At 67.6% G+C, this 15,299-nt stretch carries 11 protein-coding genes; 3 read left to right on the top strand and 8 right to left on the bottom strand.

Annotated features, from left to right (window positions below; all coding sequences use genetic code 11):
• Positions 1-5: 5 nt before the first annotated feature.
• The gene (locus ACZ5V4_RS10790) at positions 6-2,354 is read left to right on the top strand and encodes an EAL domain-containing protein (RefSeq protein ID WP_464314864.1); all 2,349 of its coding nucleotides are present in this window, start codon (positions 6-8) and stop codon (positions 2,352-2,354) included.
• Between the two features lie 33 nt (positions 2,355-2,387).
• On the opposite strand, the gene ACZ5V4_RS10785 is transcribed toward ACZ5V4_RS10790, so the two are convergent.
• The 7 genes from ACZ5V4_RS10785 to ACZ5V4_RS10755 all read right to left on the bottom strand — a co-directional run bounded on the left by ACZ5V4_RS10785 (position 2,388) and on the right by ACZ5V4_RS10755 (position 9,408).
• On the bottom strand, positions 2,388-3,581 hold the full coding sequence (locus ACZ5V4_RS10785) for a GAK system CofD-like protein (protein ID WP_464314863.1): 1,194 nt from the start codon (positions 3,579-3,581) through the stop codon (positions 2,388-2,390).
• 94 nt (positions 3,582-3,675) lie between these two features.
• Complete coding sequence (locus ACZ5V4_RS10780; protein ID WP_464314862.1) at positions 3,676-4,749, bottom strand: HprK-related kinase B; 1,074 nt, start codon at positions 4,747-4,749, stop codon at positions 3,676-3,678.
• Complete coding sequence (locus ACZ5V4_RS10775; protein ID WP_464314861.1) at positions 4,746-5,621, bottom strand: GAK system ATP-grasp enzyme; 876 nt, start codon at positions 5,619-5,621, stop codon at positions 4,746-4,748. The genes ACZ5V4_RS10780 and ACZ5V4_RS10775 overlap by 4 nt, the downstream gene beginning before the upstream one ends.
• A gap of 16 nt (positions 5,622-5,637) precedes the next feature.
• Entirely contained in the window at positions 5,638-7,284 is a 1,647-nt protein-coding gene (locus ACZ5V4_RS10770; RefSeq protein ID WP_464314860.1) for a PhoU domain-containing protein, read from the bottom strand.
• 3 nt (positions 7,285-7,287) lie between these two features.
• Entirely contained in the window at positions 7,288-7,599 is a 312-nt protein-coding gene (locus ACZ5V4_RS10765) for an amphi-Trp domain-containing protein (protein ID WP_464314859.1), read from the bottom strand.
• A gap of 47 nt (positions 7,600-7,646) precedes the next feature.
• Positions 7,647-8,831, bottom strand: a complete 1,185-nt coding sequence (locus tag ACZ5V4_RS10760) for a hypothetical protein (RefSeq protein ID WP_464314858.1) — start codon at positions 8,829-8,831, stop codon at positions 7,647-7,649.
• Between the two features lie 10 nt (positions 8,832-8,841).
• On the bottom strand, positions 8,842-9,408 hold the full coding sequence (locus tag ACZ5V4_RS10755; RefSeq protein WP_464314857.1) for a GAK system XXXCH domain-containing protein: 567 nt from the start codon (positions 9,406-9,408) through the stop codon (positions 8,842-8,844).
• A 157-nt stretch (positions 9,409-9,565) separates the two neighbouring features.
• On the opposite strand from ACZ5V4_RS10755, the gene ACZ5V4_RS10750 reads away from it, so the two are divergent.
• The gene (locus tag ACZ5V4_RS10750; RefSeq protein ID WP_464314856.1) at positions 9,566-11,059 is read left to right on the top strand and encodes a GGDEF domain-containing protein; all 1,494 of its coding nucleotides are present in this window, start codon (positions 9,566-9,568) and stop codon (positions 11,057-11,059) included.
• Positions 11,060-11,173: 114 nt separating this feature from the next.
• On the opposite strand, the gene ACZ5V4_RS10745 is transcribed toward ACZ5V4_RS10750, so the two are convergent.
• A complete protein-coding gene (locus ACZ5V4_RS10745; protein WP_464314855.1) occupies positions 11,174-12,382 on the bottom strand; it encodes a PhoH family protein in 1,209 nt (402 codons plus the stop codon).
• Positions 12,383-12,651: 269 nt separating this feature from the next.
• Here ACZ5V4_RS10745 and ACZ5V4_RS10740 point away from each other — a divergent pair, with 269 nt between their 5' ends.
• On the top strand, positions 12,652-15,168 hold the full coding sequence (locus ACZ5V4_RS10740; RefSeq protein WP_464314854.1) for a methyl-accepting chemotaxis protein: 2,517 nt from the start codon (positions 12,652-12,654) through the stop codon (positions 15,166-15,168).
• Positions 15,169-15,299: the final 131 nt, after the last annotated feature.

Raw genomic sequence — 15,299 nt, 5'->3', positions numbered from 1 at the left:
CCAACATGCTCATCAGCATCACGGACCTGAAGCCCAGGATCGGCGGCCTGCTCTCGCGCTCCCAGCAACCGGCCAGGGCCTCCAGCACGCTGTGCGCGCTCGACGGGTCCAACCGTTCAGGCATCGAACGGCTGCGCGCGGGCGGGGGCACGGTCAGCCTTCTGCTGTTCGAGATACAGGATTTCTATATCTTCACCAAAATCTATGGCCCCGAGATCGCCGAGGCCCTGAGCCTGGCGGCCGAGCGCATCCTGCGCGAGCTTGCGCGCGAGAAGGTGCAGGGGTTGCCGCTGACGCTCATCGACCGCATCGACGGCGACAAGTTCCTGCTGGTGCTCGGCGCGCCAGGCCCCACGGCCACGGAGCACCTGCTGCACACGGGCTCCATCCTGCGCCTGAACCTGCGCGCCAGGCTCAAGCGCGAGGCCCTGAACCTCACGGGCCAGGACGTGGACATCGCCGTGGGCGCGGCCCAGCTGCCCTCGGGGTCGCGCGTGCGCCTGGAGCAGGCCCTGCACCAGGGCCTGGCCGACGCCCACAGGATGATCCGGGGCAGCCTGGACCCGGCCGGGGCCACGCTCCTCAAAGAGTTCCGTTCCATCGTGGACGCCCAGCGCGTGCGCAGCGTCTACCAGCCCATCGTGGACCTGCGCGGCGGCACCATCTTCGCCTGGGAGGCCCTGACGCGCGGCCCGGCCGGGAGCGCCTTCGAGAGCCCGGCCATGCTCTTCGGCTTCGCCGAGGAGCACGAGCAGGTCTTCGCCCTGGAGCGCGCCTGCCGCACGGCGGCCGTGAAGGGCTTCGGGGAGGACGCCAACGGCCGCAAGCTCTTCCTGAACGTGCACCCGCGCACCCTGGTGGACCCGTCCTTCAACCCGGGCGAGACGCTCAGGATGCTCGAATCGCTGGGGCTCGAACCCCACGACGTGGTGCTCGAGATCACGGAGCGCCACTCCACCAAGGACTTCTCGCTCTTCCACCGCACCCTGGACCACTACCGGGGCGAGGGCTACAAGGTGGCCGTGGACGACGTGGGCACGGGCTATTCCGGGCTGTGGTCCATCGCCGAGATCAGGCCGGACTTCATCAAGCTGGACATGTCGCTGATCCGGGGCATCGACGCCAACCCCGTGAAGCGCGCGCTCATCGAGACCTTCCTGACCTTCTCCGACAAGGTCGGCTGCAAGATCATCGCCGAGGGCATCGAGACCGCCACGGAGCTCTCCTCGCTGGTGTCCATGGGCGTGCACTACGGCCAGGGCTACTTCCTGGCCCGCCCGGCGGCCCCCAGGCCGGACATCGAGCCCGAGGCCGCCCAGATCATCCTGGGGCTGCGCAGGCGCACGGCAACGGAGCTCAAGTGCTCGAGCCCCATCGGCAGCCACGCGGACGGGGCCTTCCAGGTGCAGGCCTCCTCCAGCGTGGGCGACGTGAAGCGCTACTTCGAGCAGAACCCCGAGGTGAGCTCCGTGGCCGTGGTGGCCAACCGCCTGCCCGTGGGCCTGGTCACGCGCCACCGCATGGACCACGTGCTCTCCAGCCAGTACGGCCTGGCCCTCTACGCCAACCGGCCCGTGACCAGGATCATGGACAGCCAGCCGCTCATCGTGGACTGGAACACCCCCGTGGAGATGGTGGCCCAGGCCGCCATGAACCGCGAGGGCTACAAGGTCTACGACCACGTGCTCGTGACCCAGGGCGGCCTGCTGGCCGGGCTCGCCTCGGTGCAGAAGATCCTGGACGCCCTGGCCCAGGTGCAGATGGAGATGGCCAAGGGGGCCAACCCCCTCTCCGGGCTGCCGGGCAACGTGGCCATCGAGCGCGAGCTGGAGCTGCGCGTGGGCTCGGGCGAACCCGTGAGCTTCATTTACGCGGACCTGGACAACTTCAAGGTCTACAACGACTCCTACGGGTTCAAGGCCGGCGACGAGGTGATCCTGCTGGCCGCGCGCGTGCTGGCCTGGGCCGTGCGCAGGCACGGCTCGCCCGGGGACTTCCTGGGGCACGTGGGCGGGGACGACTTCGTGGTCTGCACCACGCCGGACAAGGCCGAGCGCGTCTGCAAGGCCGTGACCCGCTGCTTCGCGCGCATCGTGCGCCACTGCTACGACGAGGCGGACCGCGCGGCCGGGTTCATCGTGGGCAGGGCCCGCTCCGGCAGGGAGGGTCGCTTCCCGTTCGTGTCCATCTCCCTGGCCATCGTGGACTGCCACGGCAACTGCACCCTGGAGTCGGTCTCCCAGCGCTCGGCGGAAATGAAGAAATACGCCAAGAGCAGGCCCGGCAACGTCTGGGTGCGCGACAGGCGCGGCCCGGTGGGGCTTACGGCCTCCCCGCCCCTGAACGTGGCCTGAGCGCGCGGCCCGCCCCACCCGAAGATCCGGAAGCTACGCCAGGGAGAGGATGTTCTCGATCACGCGGCGCTCGTCGAAGAGCGGGGCTTTCTCAGGGCTCAGAAGGTCCGCCTCGATGACCGAGATGCCCATGGCCTCGATCTGCCTGAGCCCCAGCGGGGCTTGGTAGGGGTGGTTTCGGTCCAGGAGCACGAAGTTGAGGAGCCTCTCCACGGGCCTTGGCTTGGCGCAGCTGGCCCGTAGGTACTCGAGCAGCCTGCGCACGCTGTCGCCGAGCCCCAGGCCGTGCTGCTCCGGATCGCCGGCAGGGTTCGGCACGAAGACCTTGGGGCAGTCCGCCTTGGCCACGGCGTCTCCCACTCCCAGCGGCAGCAGGTTGGCCAAAAGGCTCGAGTAGAAGCTGCCCATGGGGTAGCAAATCAGCTCGGACGAGCGGATCAGCTCCTTGACCTTGCGCCTGGCCGCCACCTCCACGGGGGCGGTGTCCTGTTGGCTGCGGCTCAAGTACACCCGCTTCACCGGCGAGGCGATGGGCCCGGCCTCCTTGCCCGTGAGCAGGTGCTGCCCGGCGAGGGTCGTGCCGTCCTCAAGCTCCGCCACCAGGGTCAGGTCCTTGTTGATGATCGGGCGCACGGTGCCGCGCGCCTTGACCAGCATGGTGAACATGTAGATCACCGGGTCTATCTGGCGGTTGTAGTTGAAGAACCCGCCCGCCAGGATCAGGTTGCCGATGCTCGCGCCCTTGAGGTTGAAGTTCCGGCCTTCCATGGCCTGGCGGAAGAACTTCAGGTGCGAGCGGATGATCTTGCGCATGGGGTCGGGCACGGCGGCCACCAGCGGGTCGCGGCCCTCGATCATGTTCTCGAGGATGGCCAGGAGCTCTTCCTGGCCCGGTTCCTTGGGCAGGCGGTGGGCGAAGAGGGTGTAGATCTCGTGGTTGCCGTGCAGGGTGCGGTCGGCCAGGGCCATGAGCCGGTTGCGCAGGTCGCCCACGGCGAGCATGCCGAAGGTGTGGCGCAGCTTGGCCGAGGAGCCGCCCGAGTCGAAGGGCGTGATCAGGTGCACGGAGTTGTGGGTGTAGGCCACCAGCTCGCGCGAAAGGTCGCGCAGGGCCGTGCCGCCGCTGAAGAAGAGCGCCCTGGGGCCGAGCTCCGGGGCCTTGAGGTAGCGCGCGATCTTCACGGGATCGGGCAGCGTGACCGTATGCGAGATGGTGACTTTCTTCATGACCCTGCCATGCTGAAATACGCGAAGCCCGTAGCCGGGTCCAGGGGCAGGCCTCTCCCCCTGGCGGTGACCCCGGGGCGGCGCCCCCGGCCTCCTAGCCTTTCAAAAACTCCGCGAGCTCCCGCGCGGCCTTCTCGAAGTCGGTTCCGCCGGTGACCTCCAGCACGCTGCAGCCCGCCAGGCCCTCGACGTAGGCCTCCTCAGAGAAATCGGGCACGGGCATGCCGCTGCCCGAATCGTAGAAGAGCCCGGTGCTCTTCATGAACGCGGGCAAAAGGTCGCGGCGCGAGGCCAGGTCCACCCGGGCCACTTGGAGCCCGGCCCCGCCGCGCTTCCAGTTCAGGATGGCCAGGCCCTTCATGGGGGCCTCCAGCCTGAAGCGGCCCGGGCCGAAGCATTCGTCGATGTAGGCGTCGTACTTGTGCTCCAGGTTCCACAGCTCGGGCAGGGGCAGGTCCTGGAAGGCGGCGCGGTCCTCAAGGGACATCACCCCGGCCAGGCTCGGGTTGCCCAGCACGGTGCCCGGGTTCACGCGGGGCATCTTGGCCACGCCGCACATCATGAGCTTCCCGTCCGCGCGGCCGGTCATCACCCGGTCGTTGGAGACGAAATCGAGCCCCAGGTTCATCATGTGCAGGGCCAGGGTGGACTTGCCCATGCCCGAGAACCCGGCCAGGGCCAGGCCCGCCTCGCCCAGCGCCACGCCAGCGGCGTGGCCCAGCAGGCAGCCCTGGCCGAGCTTGTGCTCGATGAAGCGGTTGTTGATGAAGTTGACCACCTGGTTGGGGTTGTCCATGCAGGGGCCGAGCGCCACGTTGCGGCCCTTGCCGAAAAGAAAGAGCATCCCGGTCAGGCGCTTGCGCACGATACGCCCGTCCGGCAGGTCGGCCCACTCCTCCTTGATCTTGAACTTGCCCGCGTCCGGCTCCTTGACCGAGTAGGCCACGCCCAGGTCCTGCGGGTCGCACTCCACGGCGAAGACCTCGCACCGGGCCGGGCCGCCGGTTGCCGTGAAGTCGCGGAAGTAGCGCGCGAGCCACGCGGTCAGGCGCTCGTCGTTGGAGCGCACGTCGATGCGGAAGGAGCCGAAGGACAGCTCGAGCAGGTGGCCGCAGGGGGAGCGCTCCAGAAAGGGCGCGGCCAGGGCCGCAACGGTCTGAGCGGTCATGATATGCTCTCCAGCACGTGGGCGGCGTAGGCCTGGGCGGCGTCCACGCCGCAGGCGTCCAGGAGCCCCCGGAAGCCCCCGAAGGCCGAGACCTCGAAGACGATGGGGCCTGCGGCTGTCTCGGCCACGTCCACGCAGGTGAAGGCCATGTCGAAGATCGCCTGGGCCTTTTCGGCCAGGGCGATGATCTCGCCCGAGGGCTCGTGGGGCACGTACCTGCCGCCCGCGTTGGTGGTGGTGTTCCAGCTCGACCCGCCGGACTGGCGCGCGTAGGTGGCCAGGTAGTTTCCGCCGAGGAAGGTGACGCCCAGGTCCTTTTCCAGGGGCGGGAGCATCTTCTGCAGGTACATCACCTTGTTTCCGGCGGCCTGGAAGGCTTGGATGCGCGCGAGCGCCCCTGGCCCGGCCGTGATGACCTCCATGCCCCGGGCCTTGGTGGAGTACAGCGGCTTGAAAACGGCCTTGCCGAAGCGCTCCACGGCCTCGCGGGCCTCCCCGGGGTCCTCGGTGACCACGGTGGGCGGCATGGGCAGCCCTGCTGCGCGCAGGGCCACGGTACAGCTCAGGCGGTCGATGAGCTTCAGTATCGACGAGGGCTTGGAGAACACGGGCAGGCCCCGGAGCTCCAGGAACCTGAGCATCTCCAGGCGGTCCAGCACGTCCGGGGAGTACTGCGGGGCGATCTTCTTGACGATGAGCGCGTCGAGCTCCATGAGGTCGTACCCGCCGAAGCTGGCCGTGTCCTTTTCCAGGTCCAGCACGGCCTTCTCCAGGTCCACCAGCAGGCGGAAGCCCGTGAGCCGTTTGCATGCGTCGGCCAGAATCTCGGACGACCAGCCGTCCGGGATGCCGACCACACCGATCCTTTTCATGCGCTGCTCCAGTTGTTCAGTAGATGAGCACGTCCGGCGGGAGGAAGTACTCCTCCCAGGGCCGGCCGGCCTTTTGGTGCGCGTCCAGGCCGCGCATCAGGTAGACGCCCCGGTGGAACATCTCCCGCGAGAAGCGGTGGTTGAACTCGAACCGGCTGGAGGTGACGAAGGACCGGGCCAGCCCCAGCCCCAGGCGAACATCGAAGGTGACGTCGCCGTTCTCGGCCGCGAAATCGCGCGAGAAGGCGAGGAACGAGTGCATGACGCGCTCCAGGCGCGAGCGCAGGAGCATGTCCAGCACGGGCATGCGGAAGTTGGAGAGCAGGAACACGGACACGTCCTGCACGTAGTCGCAGTCGCGCGAGCGGTGCAGGTCGATGTAGTGGATACGCTGTTCCTCGTGGCTATAGACGATGTTGTTGATGTTGAAGTCGCCGTGGATGAAGACGCTGAAGGGGGCCTCCAGCCCGGCCTCGATCGCGCTCGCGCGCTCCAGAAGCTCCTCGAAGGAGGCGGTCTTCACGCCCGCTACGTCCATGGCCGGGAACTGGAACGAGGGGTGCATCCTGAAGACGTCGTCCAGGCGCTGGGTGAGCTGCTTCAGGTAGCCCGCGCGCACGGGCGAGTCGCGGCGCGTCTCGGTCCAGAGGTGGCGCACGGTCTGCTCCAGGATGAACACTGCGTTGGCCGCGATGTCCGGGGCCGCGGTGAGCACCACCTCCTGGAAGGTGCAGCCGCCCAGGTACTCCATGAGCATGCTGGCCGAGTCGTTGTCCGTGTGGAAAGCCTGGACCTTGGGCGGCAGGCCCGGCATCACGGCCTCCCAGCGGGCGATGCTCTCGGCCTCGTTGCTCAGTTTCCCGGCGTTGCCCTCCTTGAAGAGCACGCCGCTCGAGCGCGCGCCCTTGCGCCCGGCCTCCATCTTGCCGATTCGGCAGCCCGAGCGCGTGCCCCAGATGGACTGGAACTCGCCGTCGGTGATGGGCACTTCCTGGCCGAGTTCGGTCAAGGTCTCCTTGAGGGCCTCGTACTGGTGGATCTTGAACTTCTCGCCCACGGCCGCGAAGATGATGGCCTCGCCGATGTTCAGGATGGTGTCGCCCATGCGCTCCAGGTAGCGGAAGATGTTGTGGGCGGTGATGCAGTTCTCCGGGGACTCGCCCCGGCGCAGGTCGGCCAGGACCATGTCGAAGTTGGCCTTGAACAGGGCGTCCAGGGTCACCTCGGCGCGGCAGATCCTGAAGGCCAGGGTGATGTCCTGGCTGTAGAGGGCCTTGACCACCAGACGCAGGGCCTTGATGATCTCCACGAAAAAGGCGTTGTAGTCGTAGCGTTTGATGAAGTTCGGGTCGCGCAGGTACTGCGACTGCATCACGATGTTCACGGCGTGGTCGGCCAGGCGCTCCAGGTTGGCCGTGATGATGTTCACGGCCCGGGCCAGGTCGATGGCGCGCTTGTCGCCCCCGAAGCCCGTGTGGATGCGCGAGAAGCACTTGTTCTCGATGACGCTTTTCAGGTTGTCGATGTAGTCGTCGCGGCTTTCGATCTTGGCCACGAGGTTCGGGTCGGGGTTTTCGAGCACCTTGAGGGTGTTCTCCACCTGCTTGGTCACCTCGAGGACCATGAAGCGGAAATTCTCCTCCACGCCTTCGAGAAAACGCATGGGCTAGCCCTCTCCCCCCGGTGTGATGGTGAAGACGTCGTTCTCCTGCTCCCTGGTCTCCACGTTTTCGCGCCAGGAGAACTTGAGGTTGAGCTTCATGCGCCCTTCCTTGGCCTTGGCCTCCACCACGAAGCCGATGAGCCCCGAGGGGTGGAGCTCAAGCTCCAGATCCTTGCGGGAGAACCGCATCCGGCCCTGGGCGAAGCCCTCGGTAAGGGCGCGCAGGTACTGCTCCAGGGTCTTGGCGTCCTGCACGGACTCGTAGCTGAACTTGCCCTCGGTGGCGGGCTGGTCCTTCATTTCCGGCTTGTCCATGGGATGATGCTCCTAAGTCCTGCTTGGCCCGGGCGGGCCGTCGGGCTTTACGCCGGATGATCCAGCCTGGCCCGGTATTCGTCCATGACGGTCTTGCGGCTCACCCCTGCCATGATGAGCCCCTTGGAGATGCCCAGGTCGTCCCAGGCGGGCTGAAGGCCCACCTCGCGAGCGGCCTTTTCCGCGTCCTGCTCGCCCGGAAGCTTGAGCTTCTCGCTCATGTGGCAGTCGTCGCCCATGAAGATGAGCATGGGCCGGTCGCGGTGGTAGCCGCGCCTGTTCTGGTCCAGCACCACGTTGATGAGGAACTCGGTGTACTGCTGCGACTGGGGGTTCCAGACCTCGATGCCGTCCACGTCGTAGTTGCGCAAAAGTATCGGCCAGAACTGCTCGGGGTGGGGGATGACCACGCCCGCGCCCAGGGAGCGGGCCTCCTCGATGACCTCCGAGGCCCTGTAGAAGTAGGTCAGGGAGAACTGGTCCTTGACGAGCTCCTTCACGGCCTTGGCGTAGACCTGCACCTTGTTGATGAAGCGGGCGTCGAAGAATTCGCGCAGGCAGTCCAGGTAGTTGCGCACGAGCTTGTTCTTGATGGCGTCCTGGGGCGTGCGGCTCTCGTTCTGCACAAGAAGCCTCTTGAGCCTGCACGCGTGGATGGCCGTGAACTCCACCACCTCCTCGTCGGACCCGGCCTTGGCCGCGGCCTCGTGGCGGCGGTCGCTCCACTCGGGCTCGCACAGGGCGTCCAGGTACTCGAAGAGCTGCGAGGAGCGGTACTTGAACGTGTGCTTGAGCATGTTCGAGAGCACTCCGGCCTTGTCCAGGCGGTCGGCGCGCAGGTGCATGAGCAGCTGCACCTTGCGGTTGAAGCCGTGGGAGTAGCAGTCCACCTCCACTCCCGCGTAATCGCCCCAGGTGAGGATCTGGTTGTGCTGGGTGGGGATGATCAGTTCGTCCTTGCGCCCCGGGTACATGGCCTCCAGGCGCTCCCTGATCATGTCCATGGGCACGTGCTCGGGGTGCCAGTGCACGGCCAGGACGTACTCCTGCCTGCGGAAGACGGAGCGGGGGTTGCGCACGGCCTGAGCCTGCTCCGGGGTGATGCCCGCGCAGGTCAGGGCCAGGAAGGTCTCGAGGTCCCAGTCGGTGATGTCGCGGGGAATGGCCTTCAGGTCGATCTCGGCGCAGGCCTTGGCGCCTGGGCGCAGGATTTCCATGGGTTTCGAAGGCATGGCTGAGCTCCTAGGCGTAACGGGAGTGGCAGTCCCGCTTGAGCTGGCTGAGCTCCTGGTGAAGGGCCTTGAGGGGTTCCAGATCCTTGGCGGCCAGGGCGGCAGCGAAGGCCTCGATCTTCTCGAGGTAGGCGGCGTAGAACTCGTCGCCCTTGCCCGGGTAGCTGACCATGAGCCTGGAGTCGGCCACGAAGCTCGCGGCCTCCAGCTCCGGGGGCAGCTGGTTCGCGGCCAGGGCCTCGCCGATGGCCCTGAAAGTCTGTTTCATGTGTTTTTTCAGCGACTTGTACTTTGGAAGCGCGCCCTCGCCGTATTCCTCGTCGTCGTGCTCCTCGTCTTCGGCCAGGGGGTCCAGCCCGGCGGGCCGGGGGAACTTCACGCCGACCTTGACCGCGAACCCGCCGCCGTAGGCCTGCCTCACCGAGACCTTCAGGCTCCTGAAGCCCTCCAGGGCCACGGGCCCGGCCTGCGAGGGCAGCTCGCAGGAGTCCACCGCGTCGGCCAGCTCGCGCAGCCACGCCGACAGCGCGGTGCGCTCTATGATCGACTCCGACTTGTATTTGTTCGCCGAGCTCATGCTTTCATCCTCCCGGGAGAGATAGAAGAGAACATTGAGGTAACACCTTCCCGCCGGGAGGCAAATCCCCTTTACGCCCGCAGAGTGACGAACCGGTTACCGCCCCGCGCGCATGAGGCAAAAAATACCCGGCATCAAACTTGCTTATTTTCCGGTGATGAAAACCAGAGCACCCAGATCCACCCCGCGCAAGAGCGCAAGGCGTCCCCGCCCGGTGTGGCTGGTGGGCCTGGCCGGTCCTCCGGCCAAGCGCATCCGCCAGGCCGTGGGCGACGCCCAGGAAGTGGCGCGCTTCGATCTTCGGGACCTGCCCGGGCAGTCCGAGCACGACAGGGCCGACCCCCTGGCCGTGTTCATCGACGTGCCCAGCTGGCGGGCGCTGGAGGGCTCCGTGCCCCCGTGGCTGGCCAAGGCGCGCAAGGTGCTGGTCACGGCGGCTTTGGGCGAGGCCCCGCCCGCCGAGGTGCTCGCCGGGGGGTTCCTGGCCTGCCTGTCCCCGCCGCTCTCCAAGGCCAGGGTCAACGCGGCCCTGGGCACGGCCCGCGAATCCGCCACCTTCGCCGAGGAGATCGCGCGCATCCTGGCCGAGGCCCAGCGCGAGCACGAGCAGATGGTGCGCGAGAACGGCCGCCTGGCCTTCTTCCAGCACGTGCTGGCCCGGGGCATGTCCACCCTGGAGATGGCGCCCATGCTCTCCAACCTGCGCGAGGACCTGGGCCTGGCCTTCCCCGTGTCCGAAGTGCTGGGCGTGTTCTGGAACGGCTCCCCCGAGGCCGAGATTTTCCTGCCCGAATCCCTGGAGGGAAGCGCCAGGGCCGCGCGCGTGGACTACCTGCTGGACCTGGCGGCCAGGCTGCGCGGGCAGGGCTCGCGCTCCTACCGCGACCACGGCGTGCCCGGGGACGGCGCTGCCGCTCCAGCCGAGCCCGGCCGGGCGCTCCTGGTGCCCCTGCGCCTGGACGGCCAGGCCTTCGGGTGCCTAAGCGTGCTCATCCACCGCGACCTGGGCAGGCACGAGCAGGAGATGGCCCGCGAGGCCGTGCTCCAGCTCGCGCCGTGCCTCAAGAACGCGCTCGAATACCTGCGCCTGAAGCGCCGCGCGGACCGCGACGGCCTCACCGGGCTCTACAACCGCCGGAGCCTTGACGCCCGCCTGGACCACGAGCTGAAGCGGCACATGCGCCACAAGGAAGGCTTCGCGCTGCTCATGGCGGACCTGGACCACTTCAAGAAGGTCAACGACACCCACGGCCACCTGGCAGGCGACGCGGCGCTCAGGCACGCCGCCCAGGCGCTGGAATCCGGGCTTCGCTCCACGGACTTCCTGGCGCGCTACGGCGGCGAGGAGTTCGCCATGATCCTGCCGCACACGGGCCAGTCCCAGGCCTGGATGCTGGCGGAGCGGCTCAGGCGGCGGCTCGGCTCCTCGGAGCTCCGCTACGCCGGGCGAGTCATCCCGCTGACCGTCTCCATCGGCGTGGCCGCGTTCGTCCCGGGCCAGGCCGCCACCCCGGCGAGCCTTCTGGCCCAGGCCGACCAGGCCCTGTACGCCGCCAAGCACGCCGGGCGAAACCGCGTGGCCATCGCCTCCGGCCGCGAGAGCGCCCACGACGCCGGGCTCGAGGCCCCCCGCGGGCTCCTGGCCGGCTGAGGCCCGGCCCCCGGATCAAGGCCCCCGCCGCCGTCGCGAAGCCCACGGCCGGGCTCCGGAGGGAGGCTTCTCCCTCCGGCCGCGGAGGCATCTTAGATTCTTATCTCCCCGCCCTTACAGCTTGCTTTTCAGCACCATGTCCGTGATGGGGCCGCGCGAGCGGTCGCCCTTGAGCACGATGTGCCCGTAGTTGGGGAATCCCTTGAACTTCCTGACGATCCAGTTGAGCCCGTTGTTGGCCTCGTTGAGGTAGGGGTTGTCCACCTGGGAGGTGTCGCCCAGGCACACGCATTTCACGCCCTCGCCCATGCGCGTGAGCAGCGCGCGCACCTCGGTGCGCGAGAGGTTCTGGGCCTCGTCGATGATCACGAAGGCGTTCTCGATGTTCATGCCGCGCACGTAGTTGAGCGGCAGCACCTCGAACTTCTTCACGTTGACGCGCAGGGTCTCGTCGTTGGGGTTGACGAAGACCTTGTTGGCCGGGCGCTGGCGGTGCAGCTTGACCAACAGGTCGAAGATGTACTTGACGTAGGGCTCCATCTTCTCGGCGATGTCGCCGGGCAGGTAGCCGAGCTTGGCCCCGATCTCGATGGTGGGCTTCACCACGTAGATCTTGTCGTGGAGCTTGCGCTCGAGCACCATGTACAGGGCCGTGGCCAGGGCCAGGTAGGTCTTGCCGAACCCGGCCTCGCTCTGGATGGAGACCAGGTCCACGTGCTCGGAGACGATGAGCTCCAGGGCCAGGTTCTGATAGACCGTGCGGGGCTTCAGGTTCCAGACGTCGTTGACGTAGCCGATGGTCTTCTCGCCGTCGGGGCCGAGCATCACGGGCTTGCCGTCGCGCCAGAGGAAGCTGTTCGGCGGGGCCTCGCCGTCCTCGTCCACGAAACCGGTGTAGCGCTGCGACTCGGACTCGAAGGGCTTGGAGTCGCGCAGCTCCTCGCTCTTGATGTTCCTGAGCGAGGCCTGGAGCTGGAGGAGCCGGTCGTTGGTGACGAGGATGGGGTCCTGGATGTCGGTGGCGGACTCGATCTCGCGCAGGATGAAGTTGTCGACGATGTTGGTGAAGGGGGAGTCGGAGACGCCGTTTCTGATGAAGGTGATCTTGTCGCGGTTCTCGATGAGGTTCGAGATGACCTTGGAGACGATGTGGCGAAGCTTGGGCGTGTTCTTGAGCGTCTCCAGCTCCATGAGCACGTGGTAGGGGATGAAGATGTTGTTTTCGTTGCCGTTTCTTAGCGCGAGCACCGAGTTGGGGTTTTCGATGAGGACGTTGGTGTCGATGACGTAGTTCTTTCGTTTGCTCGATCCTTCAAGGGTCATTGGGCCTTCCTTTAGGGTCGTTCTGGCCGCCGCGCGCGGCGTCAAGAAGCTATCCCCATCGTATGACGAAACCATGACCGGGTTGCGGCGCGTGTGACGGCGCGTTGCGCGCCCCGCCCGCATGTTCGAATCGAATCGCTCTCTCCTCCTCTTTCCGGTGTCCCCGGCGCCCAAGCGATAACACGCCCATCACGGGATTGTCACGTTTCGCGCACCTGGCCGCAACCCGGAGGCGCTATCGGCTCCTTGTCTTTCCCAAGGAGTACCCCATGAAAATCGAACTCAGCCTGCGCTCGAAACTGATCGCCTTCTGCCTGGTGATAGGCATCCTGCCCCTGGCCGTGATGGGCGTGTACAGCGTGCGCCAGGCCTCGGGCAGCTTCTCGCAGCAGGCCTTCGGCCAGCTCGAATCCGTGCGCGACTCCAGGCGCCAGGCCCTTGCGCAACTGGTGGAAAAGTGGATGGCCGAGGTGCGCATCTACGCCTCGGTGAAGGAGGTCTACAACAGCATCGCCATGCTGCGCGACGTGTTCATGGGCAAGTCCAGGCCCGGGGTGCGCAACGACGTGAAGGACCCGGAATACGTGGAGATGCTCCAGTTCGTGTCGCCCGCGTTCCAGCCCTTCGTGAAGGTGCTGGGCTACGAGGACGCCATCCTCGCGGACGACTACGGCCGGGTGATCTATTCGGCCAAGAGAGGCCTGGAGCTCGGCGAGGACCTGGCCGCCGGGCCGCTCAAGGATTCGGGCCTCGGCCGCGCCTGGGCCAGGGCCGTGAAGGGCGCCACCGTGTTCGAGGACTTCGCGCCCTACGCGCCCCTGTCAGGCGCTCCGGCGGCCTTCGTGGCCAGCCCGGTGCGCAACCACGTGGGCGGCGTGGACGGCGTGGCCATCCTGCGCCTGACGCCCCAGGACCTGGCCCCGATCCTGACCTCCGGCGCGGACAAGGAGGGCTCCGGGGAGAGCTTCCTGGTGGGCTCGGACAGGCTCATGCGCTCGGATAGCCGCGTCCGGCCCGAGACCCACAGCGTGGCCGCATCCTTCGCCAACCCCAAGGAGGGACGGATGGACATCCCGGCCGTGGCCCGGGCCCTGGCCGGGCACACGGGCAGCGCGCTCACCGAGGACGCGGCGGGCAGGCCCGTGCTGGCCGCCTTCGCGCCGGTCAAGGCCGGAGACACCACCTGGGCGCTGGTCACGGTGGTGGACGAGTCCGAGGCCTTCGCGGCCGTGAGCATGCTCACGCGCGCGAGCCTGGTGCTGGGCGCGGTGACTGCGGCGGTCATCCTCTTGTGCTCGGTGGCCTTCCTGCGCCGGGAGATCGTCAAGCCCATCGACAGCCTGCGCGCCTTCCTGGACCAGGTGGCCGAAGGCGACCTGAACGCAAGGCTCGAGGGGCGCTTCAAGGCCGAAATGGCCGTTCTCAGCACGGGGCTCTCGCGCATGGTCGGGGAGCTCAAGAACAAGCTCGGCTTCGCCCAGGGCATCCTCGAGGGCATGACCGTGCCCTGCCTGGTCACGGGCACGGACGGCCGGGTCAGCTTCGTCAACGACCCGCTCCTGGACCTGCTTGAAATGGACGGACCGCGCGAGCGCCACCTGGGCGTCGAGGCCTCCGCCTTCTTCAGGGGCAACGAGGCCCTGGCCGAGGCCCCGGCGCGTTGCGCCGACGGCAGCACCCTGGCCCGCAACCTCGAGGCGCCCGGGTGCGGGGCGCGCGGCCGGGCCTTCACCGTGCGCCAGGACGCCGCGCCCCTGCGCGACCTGGACGGCGCGACGCTCGGCGTCTTCACCCTCTTCACCGACCTGACCGAGGTCCGCCACCAGGAGGCCCTGATCCGGGGCCAGCACGAGCAGATCATCCGCGTGGCCGAACAGGCCAACCTGATCGCCCTGCACGTGTCCCAGGGGTCGGAGGAGCTTTCCGGACAGGTGGAGAGCATCCGCGAGGGCGCGTTGCACCAGACCGCCAGGCTCTCCGAGACCTCGCAGGCCATGGAGGAGATGAACGCCACCCTGGGCGAGGTGGCCCGGGTGGCGGGCGAGGCCGCAGCCAGCTCGGACGCGGCGCAGTCCCAGGCGCGCGAGGGCTCGAAAGTGGTGGACCAGTGCATCGAATCCATCGGCAAGGTCTACGCGCTCTCGCGCGATCACCAGCAGGGCATGCACGGCCTCGGCGGCAAGGCCACGGCCATCGGGCGCATCATCGGCGTCATCGAGGACATAGCGGACCAGACCAACCTCCTGGCCCTGAACGCGGCCATCGAGGCCGCCCGCGCGGGCGACGCCGGGCGCGGCTTCGCCGTGGTGGCCGACGAGGTGCGCAAACTGGCCGAAAAGACCATGCAGGCCACGCGCGAGGTCTCCCAGAGCGTGGACGACATCCAGCGGGGCACCCGCGAGAACATCGACGGCACCGAACGCTCCTTCGAGGCCATCGGCCACGCCAACGAACTGGTGAAGCGCTCCGGCGAGGCGCTTGCGCGCATCGTCGAGTTCACGGCGGCCACGGCCGACCAAGTACGCGTGATCGCCTCGGCCGCAGAGGAGCAGTCCGCCGCGCACCAGCAGGTGAACGCGGCCGTGGGCGAGGTAAGCGAGATCGCCCGCGAAACGTCGCACGGGGTGGACCAGACCGCCGAGGCCATCTCCTACCTGGCCTCGCAGTCAAGCGAGCTCAAGCAGCTGATCGACTCCATGGCCTCGGACGAGACGAAGGCTCTGGCCTGCGAGGGGCCTGTGCAACTGGCCGGACGCGGCGTGTTCGCGCCGAGGCTGCCGATGTAGGAGCAAGACGAGGGCTCCGCCCTCGACCCGTATATGGCTCCGCCCTGGACCCGGCGATGGCTTCGCGCCTTTCACCGGCAATACCGAAGGCCCCCTGATCCGTGCATGCACGGATCAGGGGGCCTTCGACG

Source organism: Fundidesulfovibrio sp. YSD1, assembly GCF_055397115.1.
This window is presented reverse-complemented; position numbering and strand designations above follow the sequence as displayed.